Raw genomic sequence first — 26378 nt, forward strand, 5'->3', positions numbered from 1 at the left:
TCACAAGGCCGCCGAATCCGCGCTCAGGGCCGGTCCGGCCGCAGCAGCGGCAGCATGAGCCGGTCGACCATCTCGTCGAGCTCGCGATCATCCCATTCGCATCCGCACATCTTCGATCGATACATCATCATGGCCGGAATGACATCGAAGACATAGCCGTTCGCCGCGTCGGGCCGCACCTCTCCTCTCTCGATTCCGCGGTTGACGACCTCGTGTAGCAATTTCACGGTCGGCTCCACCACTCCGTCGATGATCAAGGTGTGGAAGCGTTCGGCCTGCATCGGATCGCATTCGTGAATGATCGAACGCAACGCGAAGCCGGGGCGGGAGAACATCGCGTCACGCGCGTCACGGCACAGCGCCATCAGATCCGCGCGCACGCTGCCCAGATCGGGTACGGCGTCCAGCCGAGGCAGCCCGGCCCGCAGAGCGTCCGCGACGAGGGCCTCCTTGGACGGCCAGCGGCGATAGACGGCAGCCTTGCCGGTCTGGGCACCGGCCGCCACCCCTTCCATCGTGAGGCCGTTCCAGCCGACGGTGCCCAACTGCTCCAGCGTGGCATCGAGAATCGCACGTTCGAGCACGGCGCCGCGCCGGCGGGGAGAGGACGCCCGAGCGGGGGCGGCCGTCCAGCGCGAAGTATCCATCCAGGTGTCTCCAGCGAGCAGAGGAAGCGGGGATCAGGGGAGAGCGGGGATCAAGGGGGTGGAGCGAGGCTCCGCGCGACCGCGACGGGGGACACGCCGAGAGGCGACGCCGCGAGTGAACGCTTGCGTTCACTACGAGGGACTCACTACCGTTGTCGGGCCAGTGAACGCCATCGTTCACTAATGCTCTTGTGGGGGACTCATAGTGACAACCTCTCAGCTGACTCAGAACCAGAAACCGGGGGCGGCCCGTCGGGAGGGACATCCCGGCATCGCACTCACCGTGATCGCGGCCTGCCAACTCATGGTGGTACTCGACGCGACGATTGTGAATATCGCGCTTCCGCACATTCAAGACTCGCTCAAGTTCAGCACCACCGATCTCACCTGGGTGGTCAGCGCTTACACGCTCACCTTCGGCGGCCTGCTGCTGCTCGGCGCCAGAGCGGGTGACATCCTCGGCCGGCGACGAGTGTTCATGGCCGGCATCCTTCTCTTCACCTTCGCCTCGCTCCTGGGCGGACTGGCGCAGGAACCCTGGCAGTTGCTCGCCGCACGCGCCCTCCAGGGCGTGGGAGGCGCGATCGCGTCGCCCACCTCGCTGGCGCTCATCACCACCACGTTCCCCGAGGGACCGGAGCGGAACCGGGCCTTCGGTGTCTTCGCCGCGGTCTCCGCGGGCGGCGGCGCCATCGGCCTGCTCGCGGGCGGCATGCTCACCGAGTGGCTCGACTGGCGCTGGGTGCTGTTCGTCAACGTGCCCATCGGCGTGCTCATCGCCTTCCTCACTCCGCTCTACATCAGCGAGTCCGAACGTCACCCCGGCCGCTTCGACATAGCCGGCGCGCTGACCTCGACGCTCGGCATGGTCTCCCTGGTCTACGCGTTCATCCGCTCGGCGGAGGAAGGCTGGCGGGACGGTCTGACCGTCGGCGCCTTCGCGGTCGCACTGGTCCTGCTGGTCGCCTTCGTGTTCACGGAGTCGCGGGCCAAGGAGCCGATCACTCCGCTGAAGATGTTCGCCGACCGCAACCGCTCCGGTACGTACGTGATCATGCTGAGCCTCGCTGCGGCCATGTTCGGCATGTTCTTCTACATCGTGCTCTTCGTGCAGAACGTGCTGGGCTACAGCCCGATCAAGGCGGGTCTCGCCTTCCTCCCCGTCACGGTCGCCATCGCCGCGGGCGCGGGTCTGTCGCAGCGCTTCCTGCCCACCGTCGGCCCCAAGCCGTTCATGCTCGTCGGTTCCGCGCTGGTGGCGGTCGGCCTCGTCTGGCAGGCCTTCATCAGTCCCGACAGCACCTACGTCGGCGGAGTGCTCGGGCCGATGGTGGTCTTCGCCTTCGGCATGGGACTGAACTTCGTGACGGTGACGGTCACCGCCGTCTCGGGTGTCGCCCCGCACGAAGCGGGCGCCGCGTCCGGTCTGCTCAACGCCACGCAGCAGGTGGGAGGTTCGCTCGGCCTGTCCATCCTGACGACCGTCTTCGGTACGGCCAGCAAGGACGAGGCGGAGAAGCAGCTGCCGAAGTTCCTCGCGGACGGAACCCCGGAGCAGAAGGCCGAGTTCGCCAAGACGCACCAGTTGCCCGCTCCCTGGGGGCATGACGTACTCGCCCACGGGATCTCGACGGCCTTCGTCCCGGCCGCCGCGATGGCCGTACTCGCTCTGGTGACGGCCTGGTTCGTCATCCGTGTCCAGAAGAGCGACCTGGATGCGCTGTCCGGCACGGCGGGCCCCGTGGCCGGCTGACGGACCAGCACTGTCGGCCGACCCGGGAGTGCCCACGCCTGTCCCGACGAAGGCGCGTCCACCGCTTCCGGGTCGGCCCGCGCGGCCTCTCGATACCGACACCATGATCGTCAACAGTTCGAACCGCACGCGCACCCCCCATGTCGTCCCACGGTCACCCGCCCACCTGCACGCACAGGTCGCACAGCGGATGTCCGAAGAACGCGTGGACAGTCACGCAGAGTTCCCATCGAACACCGAGAGTTCTCAACGGCTGCCGCGCCGCCTCGCCCAGCGCGACGACGCGGGCGCACGGTGAGCCGACCGCCGACCGCCGACAAACGTCAGGCGTCAGGCGTCAGGCGTTGTCTTCAGGCTTCTGGCACCACGTGGCGCACCGGCATCCACCCCGGCAGCGCTTCCACCTGCCGTGTCCACGCCTCCGGAGGCGTCCCCGCCTCGCCGGACGCGAGTATTCCGCCCACGATGGCGCAGGTCGTGTCGACATCGCCGCCGACCTGCGCGGTGGTCCAGAACGCCGTCTCGTAGTCACCGAGAGCGCGCGCCGCCGACCAGACCGCGAAGGGGACGGTGTCGTGGGCCGACGTCCGCCTCCCGCAGCCCAGCACTGCCGCGACGGTGGCCGCGTCGGCGTAGTCGAGCATGTCCCTGGCCCGCCGCAGACCGGCGCCGACGGCGCTCTTCGGAACGAGGGCGACGACGCCGTCCAGAAGCGCCTCGGCGCTGGGCGGCCCTCCCGGGGCGCCGACCAGCGCGGCGGCCGCGGCGACGGCCATGGCCCCGACGACGGCCTCCCGGTGCTGATGTGTGGGGTAGGCGGAGATCTCGGCCTGGTGGGTCGCCTGCTCGGGATCGTCCGCGTACCAGGCTCCCAGCGGGGCGACGCGCATGGCGGCGCCGTTGCCCCAGGATCCCTGCCCGTTGAACAGGGCGGCCGACAGCTCACGCCAGTCGGCACCTTCCCTGACCAGTCTCAGCAGCCGGTTGACCGCGGGACCGTACCCACGGTCGAAGTCGTGGTGCTGCGCGAAGGACTGCGCCAGTGCGTCCTGGTCGATGCGGTGGTGGGCGGCCAGGACGGCCACGACGGAGCAGGCCATCTCGGTGTCGTCGGTCCACTGCCAGGGGCCGGGCGGCAGCGCGCGGCGCTGGAGCAGCGGATAGTTCACCGGCACGAAGAACTGTGAGCCCAGCGCGTCACCCAGGGCGAGGCCGCGCAGGCTGGCCAGCGCGCGCTCCAGGCGCCGGTCGGGAGAGGAGTCAACGGTCATCGCTCTGCCACTCTATCCGGTGATCCCGTACGGTTCCGGATCTCGCCAGCGGTTGAAGGGCCGGTCGAGCGTGTACCTGTCGTCGTCCCCGAGAACGAGCATCCGCATCTCGGCGTTCCCCGGATTCGCGAGGGACTCGAATTCCGCGACCGTCCAGTGGAACCAGCGCATGCAGAACAGCCGCATCGCGAGGCCGTGGGTCACGATGAGCACGTTTGGCGGATGGTCGGGGGCCTCGAAGCTGCGGAAGAGGCTCTCCAGGAAGCCGCCGACGCGGTCGTAGACGTCGGCGCCGCTCTCGCCCTGGGCGAAGCGGTAGAAGAAGTGCCCGTAGGCGTCCCGGTAGGTCTTCTGCAACCGTACGTCGTCGCGGTCCTGCCAGTTTCCCCAGTCCTGCTCGCGCAGCCGGGGCTCTTCGCGTACCCGTATGAGCTCGGGGTCCAGGTGGAAGGCCCGGAGGGTCTCATGCGTACGCCGGTAGGGGGAGACGTACACGCTGACCCGCTCGTGGCCGAACACCTCCCGCAGGGTCTTTCCCGTCTCCTCCGCCTGTTGCCAGCCTCGCTCGGTCAGAGCCAGTGCGTGGTCGGGTTCACGCTCGTAGACGGTGTCATCAACATTGCCCGTTGACTCCCCGTGCCGGACAAGGACGATGCGCCGTGGTCGTGCCATGCCAAAACCCTAGATCGGGTGACGGCCGACTGAGCACTCGTACGGCCTTCATACAGCGTAGGTCACACAAATCCCGCAACAGAAAGCGCATACAGCACCCGACCGACGCGTCCGCCGCGTCCGCCGCGGCGTCCGTCAGTGAGTGCGATTTTCAAACCGTCCAGGTCGACTCGAGTTCGACGATGTCACCGGTGAGGGCGGATATGTCCGCCTCCGTCTGGGCGCGCAGCGCGAGCCGCTCCACGCGTTCGGTTCGGTACTTTCCGTGTTCGGCCGCCGAGCGCCACATCGAGAGCACCATGAACTCGTGCCCGGGCGCCTCGGCGAACAGCCCCCGGATCATGCCGGGCGAGCCGGCCATGGCGGGATTCCACACCTTCTCCTGCATGAGGGTGAAGTGCTCGGCGCGTTCCTCGTGGACCCGGCAGAGGGCCACCCGCAGCAGGTCGGAGTCGGTGAAGCGCGGCTCGAAGCCCGTCTTCACGTCGAAGCGGTAGTCGAACAGCCGTACCTGGGCGTCCTTGAAGGTGCCCGACTGAGCCGCCGCCAGCCGGTCATGGGAACGCGCCATGAAGGAGTCGTAGAAGGCGCGGCTCTCCCAGAACGCGAAGACATGCGCGACGGAGGGCCGCCCCCTGCTCCAGCCCCCGCCCTGCCCCCGGAACCCCGGCTCCCCCAGAAGCCCCGCCCACTTTCGCTGTCCCCGTTCGAAACCGCGGCGGTCCACCACGGTGCAGCGAATCCACTTGACCAGCACCGCGCCATCGTACGGCCAGTGGGCGTGGCGTTGGTCACTCTCGTTCACAGAGCGACGCTGCGACGGCGCACACGCGCGTGGCAGGATGGGCAACCGGCCCTGGGAGTCGGCGGGTTCAGGGCGATATCAGACGGGGAAACGGGGAGGGGAATCCGGTGAGCGGCCTCAACAAGGGAATCCGCAAGGTCGAGATGGCGCTGAAGTGGGACCCGAGTCCGACGGGTCAGCCACCCACCGACCTCGACATCGTGGCCGCGACCTACCTGGAGAGCGATCCGCATGGTGCCCCTGCCTATGTGGTGCACTTCGACAGTCGCTCCCCCGACGGAACGATCTACCTCAACCGGGACAGCAAGGACGGCAAGGGCTTCGGCTGGGACGAGGTGATGACGCTGGAGCTCGACCGCCTGGACGCACGCTACGCGCGCGTGGTCGTCGGTGTCGTCATACAACAGAACCCGGAGCACCGGACGTTCGTCGGTGTGCTCAACCCCGCCTTCCGGATACGGGAGGGCTACACCGTCCTGGACGAGGACGACTTCGCCGGCGTCCTCGGCGCGACCGCGGCGACGGTCGGGGAGTTCCTGCGCGAGTCGTCCGACGGATGGTCGTTCCACTCCGGCGTCCAGGGCTTCGAGGACGATCCGGCGACGTTCACGAGGACCATGGGCCAGGTGCGCCACTCCTGAAGGCGCCAAGGACGCCACCGACGCCTCACGGACGGTGGAGCCTCCGCAAAAACACCGAGGGCGGTGGAGCCGGGAACCGGCTCCACCGCCCTTTGTCAGGTCATCGCGACCTGACCGGCACGGCAGGGATCAGCTGCAACCGCTGGTCGACCCGCAACCCTCGCAGATGTAGCAGGAACCTGCCCGCTGCATCTTCGTACCGCAGGAGAAGCACAGCGGGGCGTCGGCCTGGATGCCCAGTTGCATCTCCACCAGCTCGGCGCTGGTGTGAGCCTGCTTCGGGGCGGGCTCGATCACCTCGACGTCGACCTTGGGAGTGGCCACGGCCTTCAGGTCCGTCTGACGCGGAGCGGACTGCGCGAGCCCCTCGACGTCCACGTTCTCCTCCTCGAAGGTCGGCTCGTACGAACCGGTCTCCAGGTGGCGCTGACGCTCCTCGGCGGAGTGGATGCCGAGCGCGGAACGCGTCTCGAAGGGCAGGAAGTCGAGCGCCAGGCGGCGGAAGATGTAGTCGACGATCGACTGCGCCATCCGCACGTCCGGGTCGTCGGTCATGCCGGCCGGCTCGAAGCGCATGTTGGTGAACTTCGAGACGTACGTCTCCAGCGGCACGCCGTACTGGAGACCGACGGAGACCGCGATGGAGAAGGCGTCCATCATCCCGGCGAGGGTCGAACCCTGCTTGGACATCTTCAGGAAGACCTCGCCGAGACCGTCGTCCGGGTAGGAGTTGGCGGTCATGTAGCCCTCGGCGCCACCGACCGTGAAGGAGGTCGTGATGCCGGGCCGGCCCTTGGGCAGACGCTTGCGGACCGGGCGGTACTCGATGACCTTCTCGACCGCGGTGCGGATCGTCTCCTCGGCCTTCTCGGTGATCTCGGTCTTCTCCTTCTCCTTGGTCTTCGCGGAGAGGGGCTGACCGACCTTGCAGTTGTCGCGGTAGATCGCGAGCGCCTTGACGCCGAGCTTCCAGGCCTCGAAGTAGATCTCCTCGACCTCCTCGACGGTCGCCGTCTCCGGCATGTTGACCGTCTTGGAGATGGCACCGGAGATCCAGGGCTGGATCGCGGCCATCATGCGGACGTGACCCATCGGGGAGATGGCACGCTCGCCCATGGCGCAGTCGAACACCTCGTAGTGCTCCGGCTTGAGGCTGGGGGCGTCGATCACGTTGCCGTTGTCGGCGATGTGGGCGACGATCGCCTCGATCTGCTCCTCCTGGTAACCCAGGCGGCGCAGGGCCTGCGGGACGGTGCCGTTGACGATCTGCATCGAGCCGCCGCCGACCAGCTTCTTGAACTTGACCAGGGCGAGGTCGGGCTCGACGCCGGTGGTGTCGCAGGACATCGCCAGACCGATGGTGCCGGTCGGGGCGAGCACGGACGCCTGGGAGTTACGGAAACCGTTCTTCTCACCGAGCCGCAGCACGTCCTGCCAGGCCTCCGTGGCGGCGGCCCAGACCGGGGAGTCCAGGTCGTCCGTGCGGACGGCCGTCGCGTTGGCGTCGGAGTGCTGCTTCATGACGCGGTTGTGGGCGTCGGCGTTGCGGGCGTAGCCGTCGTACGTGCCGACGACCGAGGCGAGCTCGGCCGAGCGGCGGTAGGCCGTGCCCGTCATCAGGGAGGTGATGGCGCCGGCCAGTGTGCGGCCGCCGTCGGAGTCGTACGCGTGACCGGTGGCCATCAGCAGGGCGCCGAGGTTCGCGTAGCCGATGCCGAGCTGGCGGAACGCGCGCGTGTTCTCGCCGATCTTCTCGGTCGGGAAGTCCGCGAAGCAGATGGAGATGTCCATCGCGGTGATGACGAGCTCGACGACCTTCTGGAAGCGGTCGGCCTCGAAGGACTGGTTGCCCTTGCCGTCGTCCTTGAGGAACTTCATCAGGTTCAGCGAGGCGAGGTTGCAGGACGTGTTGTCCAGGTGCATGTACTCGCTGCACGGGTTCGACGCGGTGATCCGGCCGGACTCGGGGCAGGTGTGCCAGTTGTTGATCACACCGTCGTACTGGATGCCCGGGTCGGCACAGGCCCACGCGGCCTCGGCGAGCTTGCGGAACAGCGCCTTGGCGTCGACCTTCTCGATGATCTCGCCGGTCATACGGGCGCGGAGGCCGAACTCGGTGCCGTTCTCGACGGCCGTCATGAACTCGTCGTTCACGCGGACGCTGTTGTTGGCGTTCTGGTACTGGACGGACGTGATGTCGTCGCCGCCCAGGTCCATGTCGAAGCCCGCGTCACGCAGGGCGCGGATCTTCTCCTCCTCCTTCACCTTGGTGGCGATGAAGTCCTCGACGTCCGGGTGGTCCACGTCGAGGACGACCATCTTGGCCGCGCGACGGGTGGCGCCACCGGACTTGATGGTGCCGGCGGAGGCGTCGGCACCACGCATGAAGGAGACGGGGCCTGAGGCGTTGCCGCCGGAGGAGAGGAGCTCCTTGGAGGAGCGGATGCGCGAGAGGTTCAGGCCGGCGCCGGAGCCGCCCTTGAAGATCATGCCCTCTTCCTTGTACCAGTCGAGGATCGACTCCATGGAGTCGTCGACGGCCAGGATGAAGCAGGCGGAGACCTGCTGGGGCTGCGGCGTGCCGACGTTGAACCAGACAGGGCTGTTGAAGCTGAAGATCTGGTGCAGGAGGGCGTACGCCAGCTCGTGCTCGAAGATCTCGGCGTCGGCGGGCGAGGAGAAGTACCTGTGGTCCTCACCGGCCTTCCGGTACGTCTTCACGATGCGGTCGATCAGCTGCCTGAGGCCGGTCTCGCGCTGCGGGGTGCCGACGGCACCACGGAAGTACTTGCTGGTGACGATGTTGACCGCGTTCACCGACCAGAAGTCGGGGAACTCGACGCCACGCTGCTCGAAATTGACCGAGCCGTCGCGCCAGTTGGTCATGACGACGTCACGACGCTCCCAGGCCACCTCGTCGTAAGGGTGCACGCCGGGGGTCGTGTGGATGCGCTCGATACGCAGGCCCTTGGTGGTCTTGGTGCCCTTGGCTCGGGAACCTCGTGCCGGACCGCTCGCCGTCTCTGTCATGCCGCCTCCCTCTACGGGCGAAAACGCCCTAAAATGCCACGTTTGTTCCCGTGACACGGTGTTCTGTCTTGTGCTGTGGGCACCCACTCGCTATCACCCACAGCAGGTCTTGGTCCGCCGCCGCCCGGCCGTCCCCGGACTCGAAACCCCGGTTCCGGCCCTTCGGTCAGTCGGCGGCGTGGGCGGGCTCGGGGACCTGCACGGTCCCTCCGGGCCCGCCGTCGTCTTCCCGGCTCCCCACTACAGTCCCTGCATCGCCCTCGCGGTCGTCGTCGTCCGCGTCGGGGCGTGCCGTCTGGTTCCTGAGTTCCACGATGGCGGCCTCGAAGTCCTCGAGCGAGTCGAACGCCCGGTAGACGGAGGCGAATCGCAGATAGGCGACGAGGTCGAGCTCCTGCAACGGGCCGAGTATGGCCAGCCCCACGTCATGGGTGGTCAACTCGGCGCTTCCGGTGGCCCGGACCGCCTCCTCGACCCGCTGGCCGAGCTGAGCCAGCGCGTCCTCGGTGACAGGCCGCCCCTGACATGCCTTGCGCACGCCGTTGATGACCTTGATACGACTGAAGGGCTCGGTGACTCCGGACCGCTTCACCACCATGAGCGAGCACGTCTCCACGGTCGTGAAACGACGGGAGCAGTCAGGGCACTGGCGGCGCCTGCGGATCGACGTGCCGTCATCCGTCGTACGGCTGTCGACGACACGGCTGTCGGGGTGCCTACAGAAGGGGCAGTGCATGAACTCCAACCCTCCTCACAGCAGACTCAATGGCCTCGCCGGACCTCACGGGCCCCTCGAAGCAGCCCCAAGCATAGGCGATCCACGAGCATCCGAAGACACCAGGGACCACAACTTCTGGGCCGCTGGTGCAATCCAACCACTACATATGGGGGCTTGGCCCATACATCCAGGCTGCGACGCGTGTCGCGTCCGACGCCTTCACCCCTCGCGATCCCGCCGTCACACCCAGCACCCGAAAACCACCCGTGCACGCGTGCGTGCACCCGTATCGGCGCGCCGGATACGGCGATACCGTGGGCGCCGCAGGGAGGAGAGGTGGGACTCTCGCGCAGAGCGGGGCCAATTCCCGGTCTGCGGGGCGCCGGATGGCAGACTGAGGCCACACCTCACAAGGTCATCCGTCTCGGCGGTGAAGAGTACAACAATGAGCCCTTTTGTCCGCCGGGCGGCATGTTAGCCATACACCCAGACACATGATCAAGTCAGGCTATCCACGCTTTTTCACTCGAACGTGTGTTTGGCGCAACCTTTCGAAAGCAACTACCGTTGTCCAGCAGGGAGACAATCGAGAGGGGCCGACGTGACCACCACCGCAGACAGTGCCACCATCACTGCCCAGGACCGCTCCCAGGGCCGACTCGAGCCGGTGCATGCGATGAACGAAGCCATGAATCCCGAGGGACACAAGCGCTCTCTGCCTGGGCGACCTCCAGGCATCCGCGCCGACAGCTCGGGGCTCACCGACCGGCAGCGCCGAGTGATCGAGGTCATCAGGGACTCCGTACAGCGGCGCGGCTACCCGCCGTCCATGCGGGAGATCGGTCAGGCGGTCGGCCTGTCCAGCACGTCCTCGGTCGCCCACCAGCTGATGGCACTGGAGCGGAAGGGCTTCCTGCGCCGCGACCCGCACCGGCCGCGCGCCTACGAGGTGCGAGGTTCCGACCAGGCCAGCTCCGTGCAACCCACGGACACCGCCGGCAAGCCCGCCGCGTCGTACGTCCCGCTGGTCGGACGCATCGCCGCCGGTGGCCCGATCCTCGCCGAGGAGTCGGTCGAAGACGTCTTCCCCCTCCCGCGGCAGTTGGTGGGTGACGGCGAGCTGTTCGTCCTGAAGGTCGTGGGTGACTCGATGATCGAGGCCGCGATCTGCGACGGCGACTGGGTCACCGTCCGCCGTCAGCCCGTCGCCGAGAACGGCGACATCGTGGCGGCGATGCTGGACGGCGAAGCAACCGTCAAGCGCTTCAAGCGCGAGGACGGCCATGTGTGGCTCCTCCCGCACAACGCGGCCTACGAGCCGATCCCGGGTGACGACGCGACCATCCTCGGCAAGGTGGTGGCCGTACTCCGCCGCGTCTGAGTACGGCGGTGGACGGGACGCCTCCGTCCGCCCCCTGAAACTGGGCCCCGGGATCCCTGCGCCGGTTCCGGGGCCCTGTGCTGTGCCCGATCAGCTCAGCCGTGAACCTGATCAGCCGTGAAGGAGGGGCCGTCCCGGAGCGGGACGGCCCCTCCTTCACTGTGCCTCCGCCTGCTTGGCCACCGCGTCGATCGCCGCGAGGGACCTGCGGACCTGATTGCGGTCCGTCGTGTACCAGAAGTCCGGCAGGGACGCCTTCAGGTAGCTCCCGTAGCGGGCCGTCGCCAGCCGCTGGTCCAGTACGGCGACCACACCACGGTCCCCCGACGCCCGCACGAGTCGTCCCGCACCCTGGGCCATCAGCAGCGCCGCATGGGTGGCCGCGACCGCCATGAAGCCGTTGCCGCCGGAATCCTCCACCGCTTTCTGGCGGGCGCTCATCAGGGGATCGTCCGGGCGCGGGAACGGGATCTTGTCCATGACGACCAGCTGGCAGCTGGGACCGGGGACGTCGACGCCCTGCCAGAGCGACAGTGTGCCGAAGAGGCAGGTCTGCGGATCCGCCGCGAAGTTCTTGATCAGCTCACCGAGCGTCTCCTCGCCCTGGAGGAGGATCGGGAACTCGGGGACACGCGTGCGCAGTTCCTCGGCGGCGAGCTGCGCGGCCCGCATCGAGGAGAACAGGCCGAGCGTGCGCCCGCCGGCCGCCTGGATCAGCTCGGTCAGTTCATCGAGCATGTCGCCGCGGTCGCCGTCCCGCGCGGGACGCGACAGGTGTTTGGCCACGTAGAGGATGCCCTGCTTGGGGTAGTCGAAGGGCGACCCCACGTCGATGCCCTTCCACTGCGGGATGTCCTCACCCTCGGTGCCCTCCGGCGCCAGTCCCATCGAGGCGCCCACACCGTTGAAGTCCCCGCCCAGTTTCAGGGTCGCCGAGGCCAGGGTCACGGAGCGGTCGGCGAAGAGCTTCTCCCGCAGCAGGCCCGACACGGACATGGGCGCGACGCGCACGGAGGCGCCGAAACGGTCGTGCCGCTCGTACCAGACGACGTCGTACTCGGAGCCGTTGACGATCCGCTCCGCCACGTCGTGCACGCTCTCCACGGACGCCAGGGCCTGCTTGCGGACCGCGTCCTCGTCCTGGACGGACTTGTCGCGGGTCGCGCCGATTCCCGAGATGACGGTCCGCGCGGCGTCGCGCAGTGCCATGAGGGCATACCCGAGGTCCTCCGGGACCTCCTCCAGGCGGCCGGGCAGCGCCAGTTCCATGAGCCGCTCGAAGCCCTCGGCGGCGGTCTGCAGCTGGTCGGCCGCCTTCTCGTTGACCAGCTTCGCCGCCCGGCGTACGGCCCGGTTGACCTGGCCGGGAGTGAGCTCGCCGGTGGCCACACCGGTGACCCGCGAGACCAGCTCGTGCGCCTCGTCGACGATCAGCACCTCGTGCTGCGGAAGGACCGGCGCACCCTCGATGGCGTCGATGGCCAGCAGCGCGTGGTTGGTGACGACGACCTCGGCGAGCTTGGCGCGCTCGCGGGCCATCTCCGCGAAGCACTCGGCCCCGTAGGCGCACTTCGTGGCTCCGAGGCACTCCCGGGAGGACACCGACACCTGCGCCCAGGCCCGGTCCGAGACACCCGGCGTGAGGTCGTCCCGGTCACCGGACTCGGTCTCGTCCGACCAGTCCCGCAGCCGGAGCAGGTCCTGGCCCAGCTTGCTGGTGGGTGCGGCCGCCTCGAACTGGTCGAAGAGGCCCTCCTCCTCGTCCTGCGGGACGCCTTCATGGAGTCGGTGCAGGCACAGGTAGTTCGATCTGCCCTTGAGCATCGCGAACTCCGGGCGACGGCGCAGCAACGGGTGCAGCGCGTCGACCGTACGCGGCAGGTCCCGCTCCACGAGCTGACGCTGGAGGGCCAGCGTGGCGGTCGCGACCACGACGCGCTCCCCGTGCGCGAGTGCGGGCACGAGGTAGCCGAGCGACTTACCGGTACCGGTACCGGCCTGGACCAGCAGATGGGATCCGTCGTCGATCGCCTCGGCGACGGCTTCGGCCATGGTCACCTGGCCGGGGCGCTCCGTGCCGCCGACAGCGGTGACGGCAGCGTGCAGGAGTTCGGGGAGTGAGGGCTTCGTCATAGCGCGACCACCCTACGGCGCGGCACTGACAAACGTGTGGTCAAGGCGGACGGGAGGGGAGGGATCAAGACGGTGGGTTTCTCGGTGGGGGTGGGGAAGCCGGGCTTCGGCGGGGGCGGGAACCGATATGCCGCCACGGGCGTTCCAGATGTGACGGCGCGATCACTCAGCGTCATGACGGATCACTCGAGACCCGGTCCCGCACCATGAGGGCGGCCCGCTTGGTGGGCAGGTCGACCTCTGCGAGGAACCGGAATCCCGCGCTCAGGAAGGTGGCGATGGACGGAATGTTGCGAAGGTCGGGTTCGGCGACGACGCGGGCGCAAGCGGGCCTCCTGTCGAGGATCAGGCCGGCCACGGCTTTGAGCAGACGGCTGCCAAGGCCTCGCCCGCGGTCGGCGCCGCCGCCGATGAGCAGGTGGACGCCGGTGTCGTGCGGTCGGGCCGGGTAGTGGCACGCCAGCGGGTCGAGGTCCGCCCGGTAGATCTCCCAGTAGCTCATGGGCCGGCCCTCCAGCACCCCGAGGCAGGGGATGCTGCGCCCGTCGTCGTCGAGTTGACGGCGCAGGTGTCGCGCCGTCCTCGATTCGGGTCCCGCCAGTTCCCAGAACGCCGCGACGACGGGGTCGTTCATCCACCGGCAGACGAGCGGGAGATCCCTCTCGACCTGTACGGGGACCAGGTGGAACGCACCCGCCGGGGTGGCGGCGGGCCCCCAGAGGCCGACGCTGTCGAGCAGGTCGGAGGCAGCGGGAAGGGTACGGCGGCTGTCGGAGGCTGTCTCGACGGGAGCCACGGCAGCTCCTCTCGGCAGGTCGGGCGGGACGTGTTCCTCGGAGATGGGCAGGGGGCGGGGTGGCCGGTGAAGCGACGGCTCAGGAGCACAGGGGGTTGGCGATGGTGACGTAGACGGACTGGGTGTCCACGGGACCGACGAGTTCGTCGAGGCCGTGCAATCGGGTCAACAGATTGGCCTTGCAGCGCAGGCGGGGCGAGTCGAGCAGTCGGGCGGGCAGCGAGCCGGGCAGCCGGCGAGGGCCGGAGGCGGCGTCGGCGAGAAAGCGCCGGAAGGCGGCGAGCAGCAGTCGCTCGTCGGCGAGCCGCTGGGAACCGAACGCGCCGATGAGTCCGAGCACGTTGTTGATGCCCAGGTAGTAGGCGAAGCGCTCGTCGGTGACGTCGTCGGACACGAAGGTGTCGCTGTGTTCGCCGATGCCGGGCAGCCGGGCCTCGAGTTCCGCGCGGCTGGACTCGCGGAAGTAGTAGCCCTGGTTGTCGCGGTAGCGGCCGCCGGCGGGCCAGCCGTCGGGGTCCAGGAGGAGGAGCGTGTTCTGCTGATGCGCCTCCAGGGCGATCCCTGCCTCACCGTCGAGCCACAGGACGGGGCGGACGACCTGCTCCAGGTAGCGCAGGAACCACTCGGCGGCGACAGCCGACAGCGGCCGGCCCGTGCGTGCGGCGAGCTGCCCGACGATCACGGTCAGCCGGGAGCGGCGGGCGCAAGCCGTGTCCGGCCGGGGTGCGACGAGACCGGCGATGCAGGAGACGTCGTCCTCCGGGGCGAACGGGTTGTGGCGGATCATCACGTCGAGACCGGTCAGCGGGAGGCCGTCGGCACCGTCGACCGCGAGCCAGGCCGGATCTCGGACGATGTCGAAGTCCGGGTGGGCAGCCTGCCACTGCTGGGCCAGGCCCGCGCGCAGAAGCCGGTGCACCTCGACACCACGGTGGAGTTCTTTGCGGAGGTTCTCACGACGGGAGTTGGTGATACGCAGACCGACCGACAGTTTGAGCATCGCGGGGGCTCCGGGCCGATACACGGTGCGTACGGAGGAGGTCGGATGCCACGAAGGGCCATGGGCGCCCAGGTCCTGGAGGAGTCCGGCGTCGAACAGGGCCTCGACCTCGGGGCGGTGCCGGGTCTCGCGCAGTTGCCAGGGGTGCACCGGCAGGGCGGCGAACCCGGTCGGCAACGGCAGCCCGGCGCCGCCGAGTCGGGCCGTCAACCGGGCGGCGGGGACGGGACGGCCGCCTTCGGTCCAGGCGGAGTCGGTGGCGAGCACGGAAGGAGCGACAGCGAGCCAGCGAAGAGGGAAGGAGCCACACGACTCCGGTGAGTAGAGACGCGCTTCGCCCTCCGAGAGGCCTTCCCGGCTCTTCGGCGTCGGGTGCAGCGGATGCCCGAGCAGCAGTGCCTGTTCGGCGGTCAGGAACAGGTCGGGTCGGTCGTCGGGGCGTTTCCGGCGTTCGGCGATGAACACCGCGGTGCGACGGACGGAGTCGGCGACGCGGGCGACGAGGTCGATGCCTTCGCCGCTGCTCCTGTTCGTGTGCGCGGGACAGGGCGTCGGCTCGGCAGCGGTGGCGCGCTCCACCGGGAGGGCGCCCGCGTGGGCCGCTGCCACGGCTTCGGCGGTTTCGTCGGACGGGCCGCGCTCCCGGAGCGTCTCGCGGACCAGCAGGGCCGCGACCGTGACGGCGTCCGCGGGCGGGGAGTGCTCGGGTGCGTCGGCCAGGCGCGGGAGGCCGAAGCGGTGCCAGCCGGTCGGCGACCAGTAGTGGACGGGGGCGAGCAAGGTGATGCCACTGGCGGGCAGCGGCACGCGCAGGACGCCGTCATGGGGTGCGGGCAAGTCCGTCTCGCGCACCCAGCAGCGCAGCAGGTTCTCCACGGCAGCCGCGTCGGCCGCGGTGTGCGGATCGGGGTGGTCCAGGAGATCGGCGGCGCGGCTCGGCGCTGCCACGTGGACGGCGTCGCCCTGCTGGTGGGGGACGGGGGACGTACGGGAGGTGGACTGGCGGGAGGAGGTGGTCAAGGTCGTTCCTCGTGAAGTGGTGGAGTCGGCCGGCAGCAGGCGGTGGTGCGGAGCCCGCGCGCCCGCGGGTCGCGTGGGCGACGCACACCGATGGAGGGGTCGGCACCGATGCCCCAGGCGTCCGCGGGCCCGGGGGTGTGCCGACGGTCGCCCGGGGCTACCCCGGCCACCCGGCATGACCGTCCTGGCGCCGGTCCGGCCCCGGCGGCCGGCCCGGCCGGTTCAGTGGCTGGGGCCGATGCTGCGGTCGGTGCTCCGGCCGGTGTGGGCGCTCGGGCTGATGGTTCGGCTGATCGGGCACCCTCGGGCCCGCACCGCGGAGGTGACTGCGGGACACCGCCGCCATCGCGTCCGACAGCCGGTCGAGCACCGCGGCGGCCTGCTCGTCGGTGATCGTCAAGGGCGGAAGCAGCCGTACGACGCTGGCGTGACGCCCGCCGAGTTCGACGATCAGGCCCCGGCGCAGGCACTCCCGTCGGACGGCGGCGGCCAGTGCGGGGGCAGCGGGGTAGGGGGCGCGCCCGGGAGCCGAAGGCGGCGTCCGGCGGGGCGTGGCGTCATGGGCCCGGACACCGTCGGCCGGCGCGCCGGGCTCGTCACCGGTCCGCGCGACGGCCTGCGGTGCGCCGATCGCGCCGGATCCGCTTCCGCCCTCGGGGTCCACCATCTCGACCCCGATCATCAGCCCGCGCCCCCGCACCTCCCCCATGCACGGGAACTCCTGCGCGAGGAGGCGGAGTTGGCCCAGCATGCGGCCGCCCAGGGTGGCCGCGTGTTCGGCGAGACGGTTCTCGCGGACGTAGGCGAGGGTGGCCGTACCGGCGGCCATGGCGAGTTGGTTGCCGCGGAACGTGCCCGCGTGGGCTCCGGGTTGCCAGACGTCGAGGGCGTCACGGTAGACGACGACGGCGAGCGGCAGGCTGCCTCCGATGGCCTTGGACAGGACCATCACGTCGGGGACGACCCCGCTGTGCTCCACCGCCCAGAAGGCGCCGGTCCGGCCCACGCCCGTCTGGACCTCGTCGGCGATCAGCGGGATCGACCGCTCGGCCGTGATCTGCCGCATACGCCGCATCCACCCGTCCGGCGCGGGAATCACACCGCCCTCGCCCTGGACCGGTTCGAGGATCATCCCGGCGGGCTGCCGCACCCCCGACTTGGGATCGTCGAGGACGGACTCGGTCCAGCGGGCGGCGAGTTCGGCGCCGTGCTCGCCGCCGATACCGAAGGGACAGCGGTAGTCCTGCGGATAGGGCAGCCGCGCCACCCGCACGTCGAAGGCGCCCCCGGAGGCTTCGAGGGATCCTGCGGTCATCCCGTGGTACGCCCCGGTGAAGGCCAGGACACCGGAGCGGCCGGTGGCGGCCCGGACCAGCTTGAGTGCGGCCTCCACGGCGTCCGTACCGGCCGGTCCGCAGAACTGCACACGCGCGTGGTCGGCGAGACCGGGCGGCAGTGTCCGGAACAGTTCGGTGACGAAGGCGTCCTTGACCGGGGTGGCGAGATCGAGGACGTGCAGGGGTGCCCCCGAGTCGAGGACCTTGCGGATGGCCTCCAGCACGACGGGATGGTTGTGGCCGAGCGCGAGGGTTCCGGCGCCCGAGAGACAGTCGAGGTATCGGCGGCCGTCCGCGCCCTCGATGGTCAGCCCGCGCGCCCGGACCGGCACGATCGGCAGGGCACGCGCATAGGTGCGCGCCGCGGACTCGCGAGCCGACTGACGCCGCAGGATCCCCTCGTGCGCGGGCCGGCCGTCCGTCCGGCTCCCCGCGGCGGCCGTTCCGGCGACGAGGGCTCCCGCGGTGGAAGGTGCGGCGACGGGCGATCCGGCGTCCGTGGCTCCGTCGGGGCGAGTTCCGGTGGCACGCCCCGAGGGGGCCTCCTCGGGTACTGGCTCGGTCACGGCCACGCGTCCCCCTGTCCTCCCGCCCGTCGAAGGGCGAGCACACACAACAGCCCTCATCGCTACCAACACCGGACGGCCGTGCCGGTTACGGGTCGTTACGAGAATGACCGGGCCCACGTCGGCGCCGGCGCGGCCCCGCATCCTCCACCGCGGCCCCGCATCGCCCACCGCAGGCCCCTTCCTGGCCGGTTCCGTCTGCGGTCTGTGGCGGAACAGTTGCCATTCGGTCGGGAGTCCCCCGCGGCGACCGCATATCGTGTGGTGGCATCACACATGGCCGTGAGACCCGCCTGAACTCGGTGTGAGATCACCATGAGTTCCACTCGGCGGGGCGGCCGGTACCTCAAGTTCGTTGACAGCAGGGGGAGTCAGATCATGCGATCCATACGGCCGTCGTTCACCGCTCGGCGGGGGAGGAACGCGCGCCGCAGAACCTCCCCCGTACTGGGCGCCGTGGCCCTCGCCTCGGTGCTCGCGCTCACCGCGACCGCCTGTGATTCGGGCGACACCAACGCGGACAACCAGGCCGGCGCGACGGCGTCGACCGGCAGCGACGGCAAGATCACGATCCCGGACGACATCAAGGACAGGCTCAAAGAGCACGGGATCGACCTCGACAAGTGGAAGAACGGCGCCTGGAAGAATTGGGACAAGGACGACTGGCTGCGTGAGGCGCAGGACTACGTCAACCCGATCATCGAGGGGCTGTGGGACCCGGACCGGATGCGGGAGGCCGAGGACCCGGACCGGAGTGTCGACGAGAACGACCTCTCCGGCGACCAGGGCGTGACCGATCCGACGCCGCAGGAGGTGGACGCGAAGGCCGTCTCGCCCTCGTACCACGAGAACGCCGCCGAGGCGGGCAAGGTGCTCTTCGACTCCCCGGAGGGCACGATGGTCTGCTCGGCGACGGTCGTGAAGGACCCCGCTCACCCCGGAAAGTCCAACCTGGTGTGGACGGCCGGCCACTGTGTGCACGCCGGCAAGGGCGGCGGCTGGTACCGCAACATCGCGTTCGTGCCGTCGTACAACGATTCGGGCATGTCGGCCGAGCAGTTGGAGACGGCCACCAAGGAGCAGGTGGCTCCCTACGGGGTCTGGTGGGGCGACTGGACGAAGACGTCCGACCAGTGGATCGCGCAGGGCGGGCAGACCGGCGGTGACGGTGCCTCGTACGACTACGCCGTCATCCATGTGACGCCGGAGGAGGGCGGTACGGGCAAGTCCCTGGAGGAGACGGTCGGTTCGGCGCTCCCGGTGAACTTCAACGCCCCGGCGGTGCCGAAGGTGAGCAGCATCACCGCGACCGGCTACCCGGCGGCGGCACCGTACGACGGGCAGAAGCTCTACCAGTGCCAGGACAAGCCGGGACGGTTCTCGCTGAGTTCCTCGGACCCGACGATGTACCGCATCGGCTGCACGATGACCGGCGGTTCGTCGGGCGGCGGCTGGGTCGCGGCGGGCTCGGACGGGAAGCCCGCGCTGGTGTCCAACACCTCGATCGGCCCGGTGAACGCGGGGTGGCTCGCGGGGCCGCGGCTGGGTGATGTGGCCAAGGGCGTGTACGACTCGGTGAGCGACAAGTTCGCCGGTCAGTAGCTTGATCGGCGGTGGGACGCCTGACGGGAACCTTCACCGTCCCACCGCCGTTCGTCCCGAATTCCCCGGGCATGATGGGGTGTTGCCTGTGAGTGAGCGCGGCGTCGACCCGACACTGCGCCTGTCAGGCTCATGACACTCCAGGTCGGCTCCGACGTTCAACGATCAACACGCTTCACCTTCACACGCTTCAACGGGGGACATCGCACCATGCGTTTCACACGTACGCCCGTCGCGCGCCCACACGGCCGACGGCGCACCCTGCTCGCGGCCGGGCTCGTCACCGCCCTGGCTCTGACGGCGACCGCGTGCAGCAGCTCCGACGACACCAAGGCCGACGCCACCGCCTCCGGGACGGCCGCCGGCTCCGGCGACGGCAAGGTTAAGGTCCCGGCCGACATCGCCGACAAGCTCGAGAAGCACGGCGTCGACGTCGACAAGTGGGCCGACGGCGGCTGGCAGGACTGGGACAAGGACAAGTGGCTCAGCGCGGCCAAGGACTTCGTCAATCCGGTGATCGAGGGGTTGTGGAAGCCCGAGCGGATGCAGTCCGCGAAGGAGGCGAACAAGACCGTCACCACCAAGGACGCCGCCGCCGACCAGGGAGTCAGCGACCCTGATCCGACGGCCGTGAAGGCGGAGGCCGAGAAGACTCCGTACCACGAGAACGCGGCACCGGTCGGCAAGGTCTTCTTCGACTCGCCCGAGGGCACGATGGTCTGCTCCGGCACGGTCGTCAAGGACGTGAACCACCCGGGCAGGTCCAACCTCGTGTGGACGGCCGGGCACTGTGTGCACGCTGGGGGCGACGGCGGCTGGTACCGCAACCTCGTCTTCGTCCCGGCCTACAACGACCTCGGCAAGACGCAGGCCCGGCTCGGCGACGCCACGGCTTCGGAGATCGCCCCCTACGGCAACTGGTGGGCCGACTGGGCGTCGACGTCGAACGAGTGGATCGCCGGCGGCTCGGACACCGGCGGCGCGGGAGCCGCGTACGACTACGCCGTGCTGCACGTGACCCCGGAGCAGGGCTCCAAGTCGCTGGAGGAGACGGTCGGCGCGGCGCTGGACGTGGACTTCTCCGCGCCGTCCGCGACCGAGGTCGCCTCGATGGGCGCCTGGGGCTACCCGGCGGCACCGCCCTACAACGGGCTGAAGATGTTCAAGTGCCTCGACCGGCCGGGGCGGTTCTCACTCGACCCGTCGCTGCCGACGATGTACCGCATCGGCTGCACGATGACCGGCGGTTCGTCCGGCGGCGGCTGGTTCCGGGTGGTGGACGGTACGACCGAGCTGGTCTCCAACACCTCGATCGGCCCGGCCGACAACAGCTGGCTGGCGGGACCCCAGCTCGGCCGGGAGGCCGAGGCGCTCTACCAGAACATGAGCAAGACGTACGGCGGTCGGTGAGCCGAACACGCCGAAGGCCCGCCCCCTGCTCGACGCAGGGGGCGGGCCTTCGGGCGTGACGCGGGCCGCGACGGCTCAGCCGAGCGGAGCCGGTACGTACGGCGCGAGGTCCGCCGCCAGCTCCTCGTGCACCCGCACCTTCAGCAGGGTGCCCTCCGCCGTGTGCTCCGCGGAGATCACCTCGCCCTCGGTGTGGGCGCGGGCGACCAGGCCACCGTGGGTGTACGGCACGAGCGCCTCCACCTCGACCGACGGCCGCGGCAGCTCGTTGTCGATCAGCGCGAGCAGCTCGTCGATGCCCTGGCCGGTACGGGCCGAGACCGCGATGGAGCGCTTCTCGATCCGCATGAGCCGCTGGAGCGTCAGCGGGTCGGCCGCGTCCGCCTTGTTGATCACGACGATCTCGGGCACGCCGGTGGCGCCGACGTCCCGGACCACCTCGCGTACGGCGGCCAGTTGCTCCTCCGGGTTCGGGTGCGAGCCGTCCACCACGTGCAGGATCAGGTCGGACTCGCCGACCTCCTCCATAGTGGAGCGGAACGCCTCGACCAGGTGGTGCGGCAGGTGCCGGACGAAGCCGACCGTGTCCGCCAGCGTGTACAGGCGGCCGCTCGGCGTCTCCGCCCGGCGCACGGTCGGGTCCAGGGTCGCGAACAGGGCGTTCTCGACCAGGACGCCCGCGCCCGTGAGGCGGTTGAGCAGCGACGACTTGCCGGCGTTGGTGTAGCCCGCGATGGCGACGGACGGCACCTTGTGGCGCTTGCGCTCCTGGCGCTTGATCTCGCGGCCGGTCTTCATCTCCGCGATCTCACGGCGCATCTTCGCCATCTTCTCGCGGATCCGGCGCCGGTCCGTCTCGATCTTGGTCTCACCGGGGCCACGGGTGGCGAGGCCGCCGCCCTTGCCGCCGCCCATCTGCCGGGACAGCGACTGACCCCAGCCGCGCAGCCTCGGCAGCATGTACTGCATCTGCGCGAGCGCGACCTGCGCCTTGCCCTCTCGGGACTTGGCGTGCTGGGCGAAGATGTCCAGGATCAGGGCCGTGCGGTCGATCACCTTGACCTTGACGACGTCCTCGAGGTGGATCAGCTGGCCCGGGCTGAGCTCACCGTCGCAGATGACGGTGTCCGCGCCCGTCTCGAGCACGATGTCGCGCAGCTCCTGGGCCTTGCCGGAGCCGATGTAGGTGGCCGCGTCGGGCTTGTCACGGCGCTGGATGACGCCGTCGAGCACCAGCGCGCCCGCCGTCTCCGCGAGGGCGGCCAGCTCCGCGAGGGAGTTGTCGGCGTCCTGTGCGGTTCCCGTGGTCCACACACCGACGAGCACGACCCGCTCCAGGCGGAGCTGGCGGTACTCGACCTCGGTGACGTCCTCGAGTTCGGTGGAGAGGCCCGCGACGCGGCGCAGGGCCGCGCGCTCGGAGCGGTCGAACTGGTCGCCGTCCCGGTCTCCGTCGATCTCGTGGCTCCAGGCGACGTCCTCTTCCATCAGGGCATCGGCCCGGAGACCTTCGGGGTAGGCGTTCGTGACGCGCTGGGTGTCCTGGGAAGGGGAAGAAGAGGAGGTCATTGGGTCCTTACGTCGTTGGATGCCGGTACGGCTGCCTTCATGGTGGTCAACGCGCGAGGGCACCGGGAGATTCCCGTGTCCCGCGCTGCACCGACCTCACGATGGTCGCACGGTACGGCCCGTCTCGTCACGGCCTTATTTCGCGGCCCGCGCTGCCGGTGGGGCGACCTTCGGTACGGCCTTCGGCTCGCCCTTGGCGAGCGGCAGCGCCGGTTTCCAGTCCGGGTGGCCGGGCATCGGCGGGGTCTTCTCGCCGTACAGCCAGTCCTTGAAGAACCGGGCCAGATCGCGTCCGGAGATCTCCTGGGCGAGGCGCTCGAAGTCGGCCGTGGTCGCCGTGGAGTCCCGGTGGTTGTGGACCCACGCCCGCTCCAGGTGCTCGAACGCGGTGCGGCCGATCTCCTGGCGCAGGGCGTAGAGGACGAGGGCCGCGCCGTCGTAGACGTTGGGCCGGAAGATGCTGATCTTCTGGCCGGGGTTGGGGGCCTTGGGCTGCGCCGGCGGGCCGCCCGTGGTGCGCCAGCGGTCGGAGGCGCCGTACGCCGCCTTCATCCGCGCCTCCAGGGTGCGTCCCGCCTTCTCCTCGGCGTACAGCGCCTCGTACCAGGTGGCGTGTCCCTCGTTCAGCCACAGGTCGGACCAGGTGCGCGGGCTGACGCTGTCACCGAACCACTGGTGGGACAGCTCGTGCACCATGATCGACTCGACGTACCACTTGGGGTAGCCGGGCTCCGTGAAGAGGTCTCGCTCGAAGAGGGACAGGGTCTGTGTCTCGAGTTCGAACCCGGTGGAGGCCTCCGCCATGAGCAGGCCGTAGGTCTCGAAGGGGTAGGGGCCGACCTTGCGCTCCATCCAGGCGATCTGGTCGGGGGTCTTCTTCAGCCACGGTTCGAGGAGTTCGCGGTCCTTCGTGGGCACGACGTCCCGTACGGGCAGTGCGTGCGGCCCCTCGCGGTGCACGACCGTGGAGCGGCCGATGGACACCTGGGCGAGCTCGGTGGCCATGGGGTGCTGGGTGCGATAGGTCCAGGTGGTGGTCTCGCCGGCCCGCTCGACCCCGGTCGGCAGCCCGCCCGCGACGGCCGTGTAGCCGTTGGGAGCGGTGATCCGGACGGTGAACATCGCCTTGTCGGAGGGGTGGTCGTTGCACGGGAAGACCAGGTGCGCGGCGTCCGCCTGGTTGGCCATGGCGAGGCCGTCCGCGGTCCGTACCCAGCCGCCGTCCCGGCCGCCGGTGCTCACGGGATCGCTGGTGTGCCGCACGGTGATCCGCGTCCAGCTGCCGGCCGGCAGCGAGTCCTCCGGGGTGACCACCAGATCGTCGCCGGCGCTGCTGAACGTGGCGGGTGCGCCGTCGACCTCGACCGATTCGACCTTGCCCTGGGCGAAGTCGAGGTTGATCCGGTCCAGGGCGGTGGTGGTCCACGCGTCGATGGTGGTGACCGCCTGGAGGGGCTTGGTGTTGGTTCCGGGATAGGTGAAGGCAAGGTCGTACGAGGCGACGTCGTACCCGGGGTTGCCCAGGTAAGGGAAGAGGCGGTCGCCGACGCCGAGCGGGACCTCCGGGGCGCTCGCGGCGACGAGGCAGACGGATACGGCCGAGGCGAGGAGCGCGGATTTCAGCCGGGCGCGAGGGGTGAGCAGCATGCACCACCGCTACCAGCGCACACGTCCGTGACGTCGGCGACGCGCGCCCGGCCCACTCGAACGGGTTGCGCACGCGCACGTGCTTGACGCTCGGGAGGACGACCGCGCGCCGCGCGCTCGCTCCACGCGCGCGTGGACACCGGCGTAGGCCGTCCATGTCACGCGCGCGTGGGCAGGGCCTACGCCGGTTCCGGGGAGGCGGGAGCGTGATGCTGCGCGCGGCCCACGTCGTAGACGCCGGGCACGTTCCGCATGGCGCGCAGGAGGGTGGGCAGGTGGCCGGCGTCCGGGAGTTGCACGGTGTACGTGTGGCGCACCCGCTGCTGGCTCGGGGGCTCGACGGTCGCGGAGACGATCTCGGCGCCCTCCAGTGCCATGGCCTCGGTGAGGTCGGCGAGCAGATGGGGGCGGCCGAACGATTCGGCGACCAGGGTCACCCGGCAGCCGCTGGTGTCGCCCCAGCGCACGTCGACCTCTTCGCGCCCTGCGTTGGCCATGCGCGCCACGGCGGAACACTCGGCGCGGTGCACGGTCACCACTCCCCCGCGTACCGCGAAGCCGGTGACCTCGTCGAAGGGCACGGGCGTGCAGCACCCGGCGAGCCGGACGCTCGCGTCGGGCCGGTCGACGACGGTGATCGCGGCGCCGGGCCGCGAGACGGGGGCGTCCGGCGTGGCCGTGTCGGCCGCGGGCCGGGCGGTCGCCTCGGCGGCCTTGGTGGCCTTGGTGGCCCCGGAGTTCTCCGCCGGCTCCGCGCCCTCGTGCTCGGCCGGGGCGGGGTGCGTCGCCAGCCACCGTTGGATGGCGATGCGGGCGGCGGGGGTGTGGGCGTGCTCCAGCCACTCCCTGGAGGGTTCCGAGGCGGGGTCCTGGCCCATGAGCAGCTGGACGGTGTCGCCGTCCCGCAGAACGGTGCTGAGGGTCGCCAGACGGCCGTTCACCCGGGCGCCGATGCAGGCGTGGGCGTCCTCGCCGTACTGCGCGTACGCGGCGTCGACGCAGGTGGCGCCGTCGGGCAGGCCGAGCGTGCCGCCGTCGGGGCGGAAGACGGTGATCTCGCGGTCCTGGGCGAGGTCCTCGCGCAGGGTGGACCAGAAGGTGTCGGGATCGGGCGCGGCCTCCTGCCAGTCCAGGAGGCGGGAGAGCCAGCCGGGCCGGGTCGGGTCGACGCGTTCCTCGTCGGCCGGGACCCGCCCCCGGGCCTGCTCCTCCGCGGGAGCCGTGTAGGGATTGCCGAGGGCGATGACGCCGGCCTCGGCGACCTTGTGCATCTGGTGGGTGCGGATGAGGACTTCGGCGACCTGGCCGTCCTCGCGGGCGACGGCGGTGTGCAGCGACTGGTACAGGTTGAACTTGGGAACCGCGATGAAGTCCTTGAACTCCGAGACGACCGGCGTCATACAGGTGTGCAGTTCGCCCAGGACGGCGTAACAGTCGGCGTCCTCGTTCACCAGCACCAGCAGCCGGCCGAAGTCGGCGCCCCGCATCCGGCCGCGCTTGCGGGACGCGCGGTGCACGGAGACGAAGTGCCGTGGCCGGATGAGGACTTCGGCCTGGATGTCGGCGTCGCGCAGGACCGTGCGCATCGCCTCGGCGAACTCCGCGAGGGGGTCGTCCGCGCGGGAGGCGTTGTCGACGATCAGTTCGCGGGTGTGCTGGTACTCCTCGGGATGGAGGATCGCGAAGACGAGGTCTTCCAGCTCGGTCTTGAGGGCCTGGACACCGAGGCGTTCGGCGAGCGGGATGAGGACGTCGCGGGTGACCTTGGCGATGCGTTCCTGTTTCTCGGGCCGCATCACGCCCAGGGTGCGCATGTTGTGCAGCCGGTCGGCGAGTTTGATCGACATCACTCGGACGTCGTTGCCGGTGGCGACGAGCATCTTGCGGAAGGTCTCGGGCTCGGCGGCCGCGCCGTAGTCGACCTTCTCCAACTTCGTGACGCCGTCGACGAGATAACGCACCTCGGCGCCGAACTCCTCGCCGACCTGATCGAGCGTCACATCGGTGTCCTCGACGGTGTCGTGGAGCAGCGAGGCCGTCAGGGCCGTGGTCTCCGCGCCGAGTTCGGCGAGGATCAGGGTCACGGCGAGCGGGTGGGTGATGTAGGGCTCGCCGCTCTTGCGCATCTGGCCGCGGTGCGAGGACTCGGCGAGCACATAGGCGCGGTGCAGCGGTTCGAGGTCGGCGTCGGGGTGGTGGGCGCGATGCGCCTCGACCACGTGACCGATCGCGTCGGGCAGCCGGCCGCGGGAGGCCGGGCCGAGCAGCGCCGCCCGGCCGAGGCGACGCAGGTCGATCCGGGGGCGACTGCGCCTGCGGGGCGCTGAAGGCACTACCGGGCCTGGGGTCGCGGGATTCGTGGCCTCCGCACTCATGGGCA

Annotated in this window: 18 protein-coding genes; 5 read left to right on the plus strand and 13 right to left on the minus strand. The window is 69.9% G+C overall.

Annotated elements, in window-relative coordinates; translation table 11 throughout:
* Positions 1-23: 23 nt before the first annotated feature.
* Positions 24-647, minus strand: coding sequence for a TetR/AcrR family transcriptional regulator (locus tag OG933_RS12475; RefSeq protein WP_405627095.1), 624 nt, complete (start codon positions 645-647; stop codon positions 24-26).
* A 205-nt stretch (positions 648-852) separates the two neighbouring features.
* Here OG933_RS12475 and OG933_RS12480 point away from each other — a divergent pair, with 205 nt between their 5' ends.
* On the plus strand, positions 853-2400 hold the full coding sequence (locus OG933_RS12480; RefSeq protein ID WP_362527805.1) for an MFS transporter: 1548 nt from the start codon (positions 853-855) through the stop codon (positions 2398-2400).
* A gap of 350 nt (positions 2401-2750) precedes the next feature.
* Here OG933_RS12480 and OG933_RS12485 read toward each other — a convergent pair whose 3' ends face one another.
* The 3 genes from OG933_RS12485 to OG933_RS12495 all read right to left on the minus strand — a co-directional run bounded on the left by OG933_RS12485 (position 2751) and on the right by OG933_RS12495 (position 5100).
* Entirely contained in the window at positions 2751-3671 is a 921-nt protein-coding gene (locus OG933_RS12485) for an ADP-ribosylglycohydrolase family protein (RefSeq protein ID WP_362527807.1), read from the minus strand.
* A 12-nt stretch (positions 3672-3683) separates the two neighbouring features.
* A complete protein-coding gene (locus OG933_RS12490; protein ID WP_054243670.1) occupies positions 3684-4343 on the minus strand; it encodes a histidine phosphatase family protein in 660 nt (219 codons plus the stop codon).
* Positions 4344-4494: 151 nt separating this feature from the next.
* The gene (locus OG933_RS12495; protein ID WP_020125079.1) at positions 4495-5100 is read right to left on the minus strand and encodes a YdbC family protein; all 606 of its coding nucleotides are present in this window, start codon (positions 5098-5100) and stop codon (positions 4495-4497) included.
* A gap of 155 nt (positions 5101-5255) precedes the next feature.
* Between OG933_RS12495 and OG933_RS12500 the strand changes: the two genes are divergently transcribed.
* Positions 5256-5789 carry a TerD family protein gene (locus OG933_RS12500; protein WP_054243672.1) on the plus strand — a complete coding sequence of 178 codons (534 nt, stop codon included), beginning with the start codon at positions 5256-5258 and terminating at the stop codon, positions 5787-5789.
* Positions 5790-5918: 129 nt separating this feature from the next.
* On the opposite strand, the gene OG933_RS12505 is transcribed toward OG933_RS12500, so the two are convergent.
* Together OG933_RS12505 and nrdR are read right to left on the minus strand one after the other, a co-directional pair.
* Positions 5919-8819, minus strand: coding sequence for a vitamin B12-dependent ribonucleotide reductase (locus tag OG933_RS12505; RefSeq protein ID WP_362527813.1), 2901 nt, complete (start codon positions 8817-8819; stop codon positions 5919-5921).
* A gap of 166 nt (positions 8820-8985) precedes the next feature.
* The gene (nrdR, locus tag OG933_RS12510; RefSeq protein ID WP_362527816.1) at positions 8986-9555 is read right to left on the minus strand and encodes a transcriptional regulator NrdR; all 570 of its coding nucleotides are present in this window, start codon (positions 9553-9555) and stop codon (positions 8986-8988) included.
* Positions 9556-10138: 583 nt separating this feature from the next.
* Between nrdR and lexA the strand changes: the two genes are divergently transcribed.
* Entirely contained in the window at positions 10139-10918 is a 780-nt protein-coding gene (gene lexA, locus OG933_RS12515; protein WP_028806029.1) for a transcriptional repressor LexA, read from the plus strand.
* A 156-nt stretch (positions 10919-11074) separates the two neighbouring features.
* Here lexA and OG933_RS12520 read toward each other — a convergent pair whose 3' ends face one another.
* The 4 genes from OG933_RS12520 to OG933_RS12535 form a co-directional block, all read right to left on the minus strand.
* The gene (locus OG933_RS12520; RefSeq protein WP_054243674.1) at positions 11075-13051 is read right to left on the minus strand and encodes an ATP-dependent DNA helicase; all 1977 of its coding nucleotides are present in this window, start codon (positions 13049-13051) and stop codon (positions 11075-11077) included.
* Between the two features lie 172 nt (positions 13052-13223).
* Positions 13224-13898 (minus strand): GNAT family N-acetyltransferase, encoded by a 675-nt coding sequence (locus tag OG933_RS12525; protein WP_405633363.1) that lies wholly within the window; start codon positions 13896-13898, stop codon positions 13224-13226.
* A gap of 28 nt (positions 13899-13926) precedes the next feature.
* Positions 13927-15867 (minus strand): IucA/IucC family protein, encoded by a 1941-nt coding sequence (locus tag OG933_RS12530; protein WP_405627098.1) that lies wholly within the window; start codon positions 15865-15867, stop codon positions 13927-13929.
* A 157-nt stretch (positions 15868-16024) separates the two neighbouring features.
* Positions 16025-17776, minus strand: a complete 1752-nt coding sequence (locus OG933_RS12535) for a diaminobutyrate--2-oxoglutarate transaminase family protein (RefSeq protein WP_405627100.1) — start codon at positions 17774-17776, stop codon at positions 16025-16027.
* Positions 17777-18148: 372 nt separating this feature from the next.
* Between OG933_RS12535 and OG933_RS12540 the strand changes: the two genes are divergently transcribed.
* Positions 18149-19372, plus strand: coding sequence for a hypothetical protein (locus OG933_RS12540; protein ID WP_362273521.1), 1224 nt, complete (start codon positions 18149-18151; stop codon positions 19370-19372).
* Between the two features lie 210 nt (positions 19373-19582).
* Positions 19583-20782 carry a hypothetical protein gene (locus OG933_RS12545; RefSeq protein ID WP_405627102.1) on the plus strand — a complete coding sequence of 400 codons (1200 nt, stop codon included), beginning with the start codon at positions 19583-19585 and terminating at the stop codon, positions 20780-20782.
* A 75-nt stretch (positions 20783-20857) separates the two neighbouring features.
* On the opposite strand, the gene hflX is transcribed toward OG933_RS12545, so the two are convergent.
* The 3 genes from hflX to OG933_RS12560 form a co-directional block, all read right to left on the minus strand.
* The gene (gene hflX, locus OG933_RS12550) at positions 20858-22351 is read right to left on the minus strand and encodes a GTPase HflX (protein WP_230194448.1); all 1494 of its coding nucleotides are present in this window, start codon (positions 22349-22351) and stop codon (positions 20858-20860) included.
* A gap of 135 nt (positions 22352-22486) precedes the next feature.
* Positions 22487-23998: a M1 family metallopeptidase gene (locus OG933_RS12555; RefSeq protein ID WP_405627104.1), complete on the minus strand. Its 1512-nt coding sequence runs from the start codon at positions 23996-23998 to the stop codon at positions 22487-22489.
* Positions 23999-24177: 179 nt separating this feature from the next.
* Positions 24178-26373, minus strand: coding sequence for a RelA/SpoT family protein (locus OG933_RS12560; protein WP_405627105.1), 2196 nt, complete (start codon positions 26371-26373; stop codon positions 24178-24180).
* Between the last annotated feature and the right edge of the window lie 5 nt (positions 26374-26378).

The organism is Streptomyces sp. NBC_00016 (assembly GCF_045040885.1).
Lineage (GTDB): Bacteria > Actinomycetota > Actinomycetes > Streptomycetales > Streptomycetaceae > Streptomyces > Streptomyces coriariae.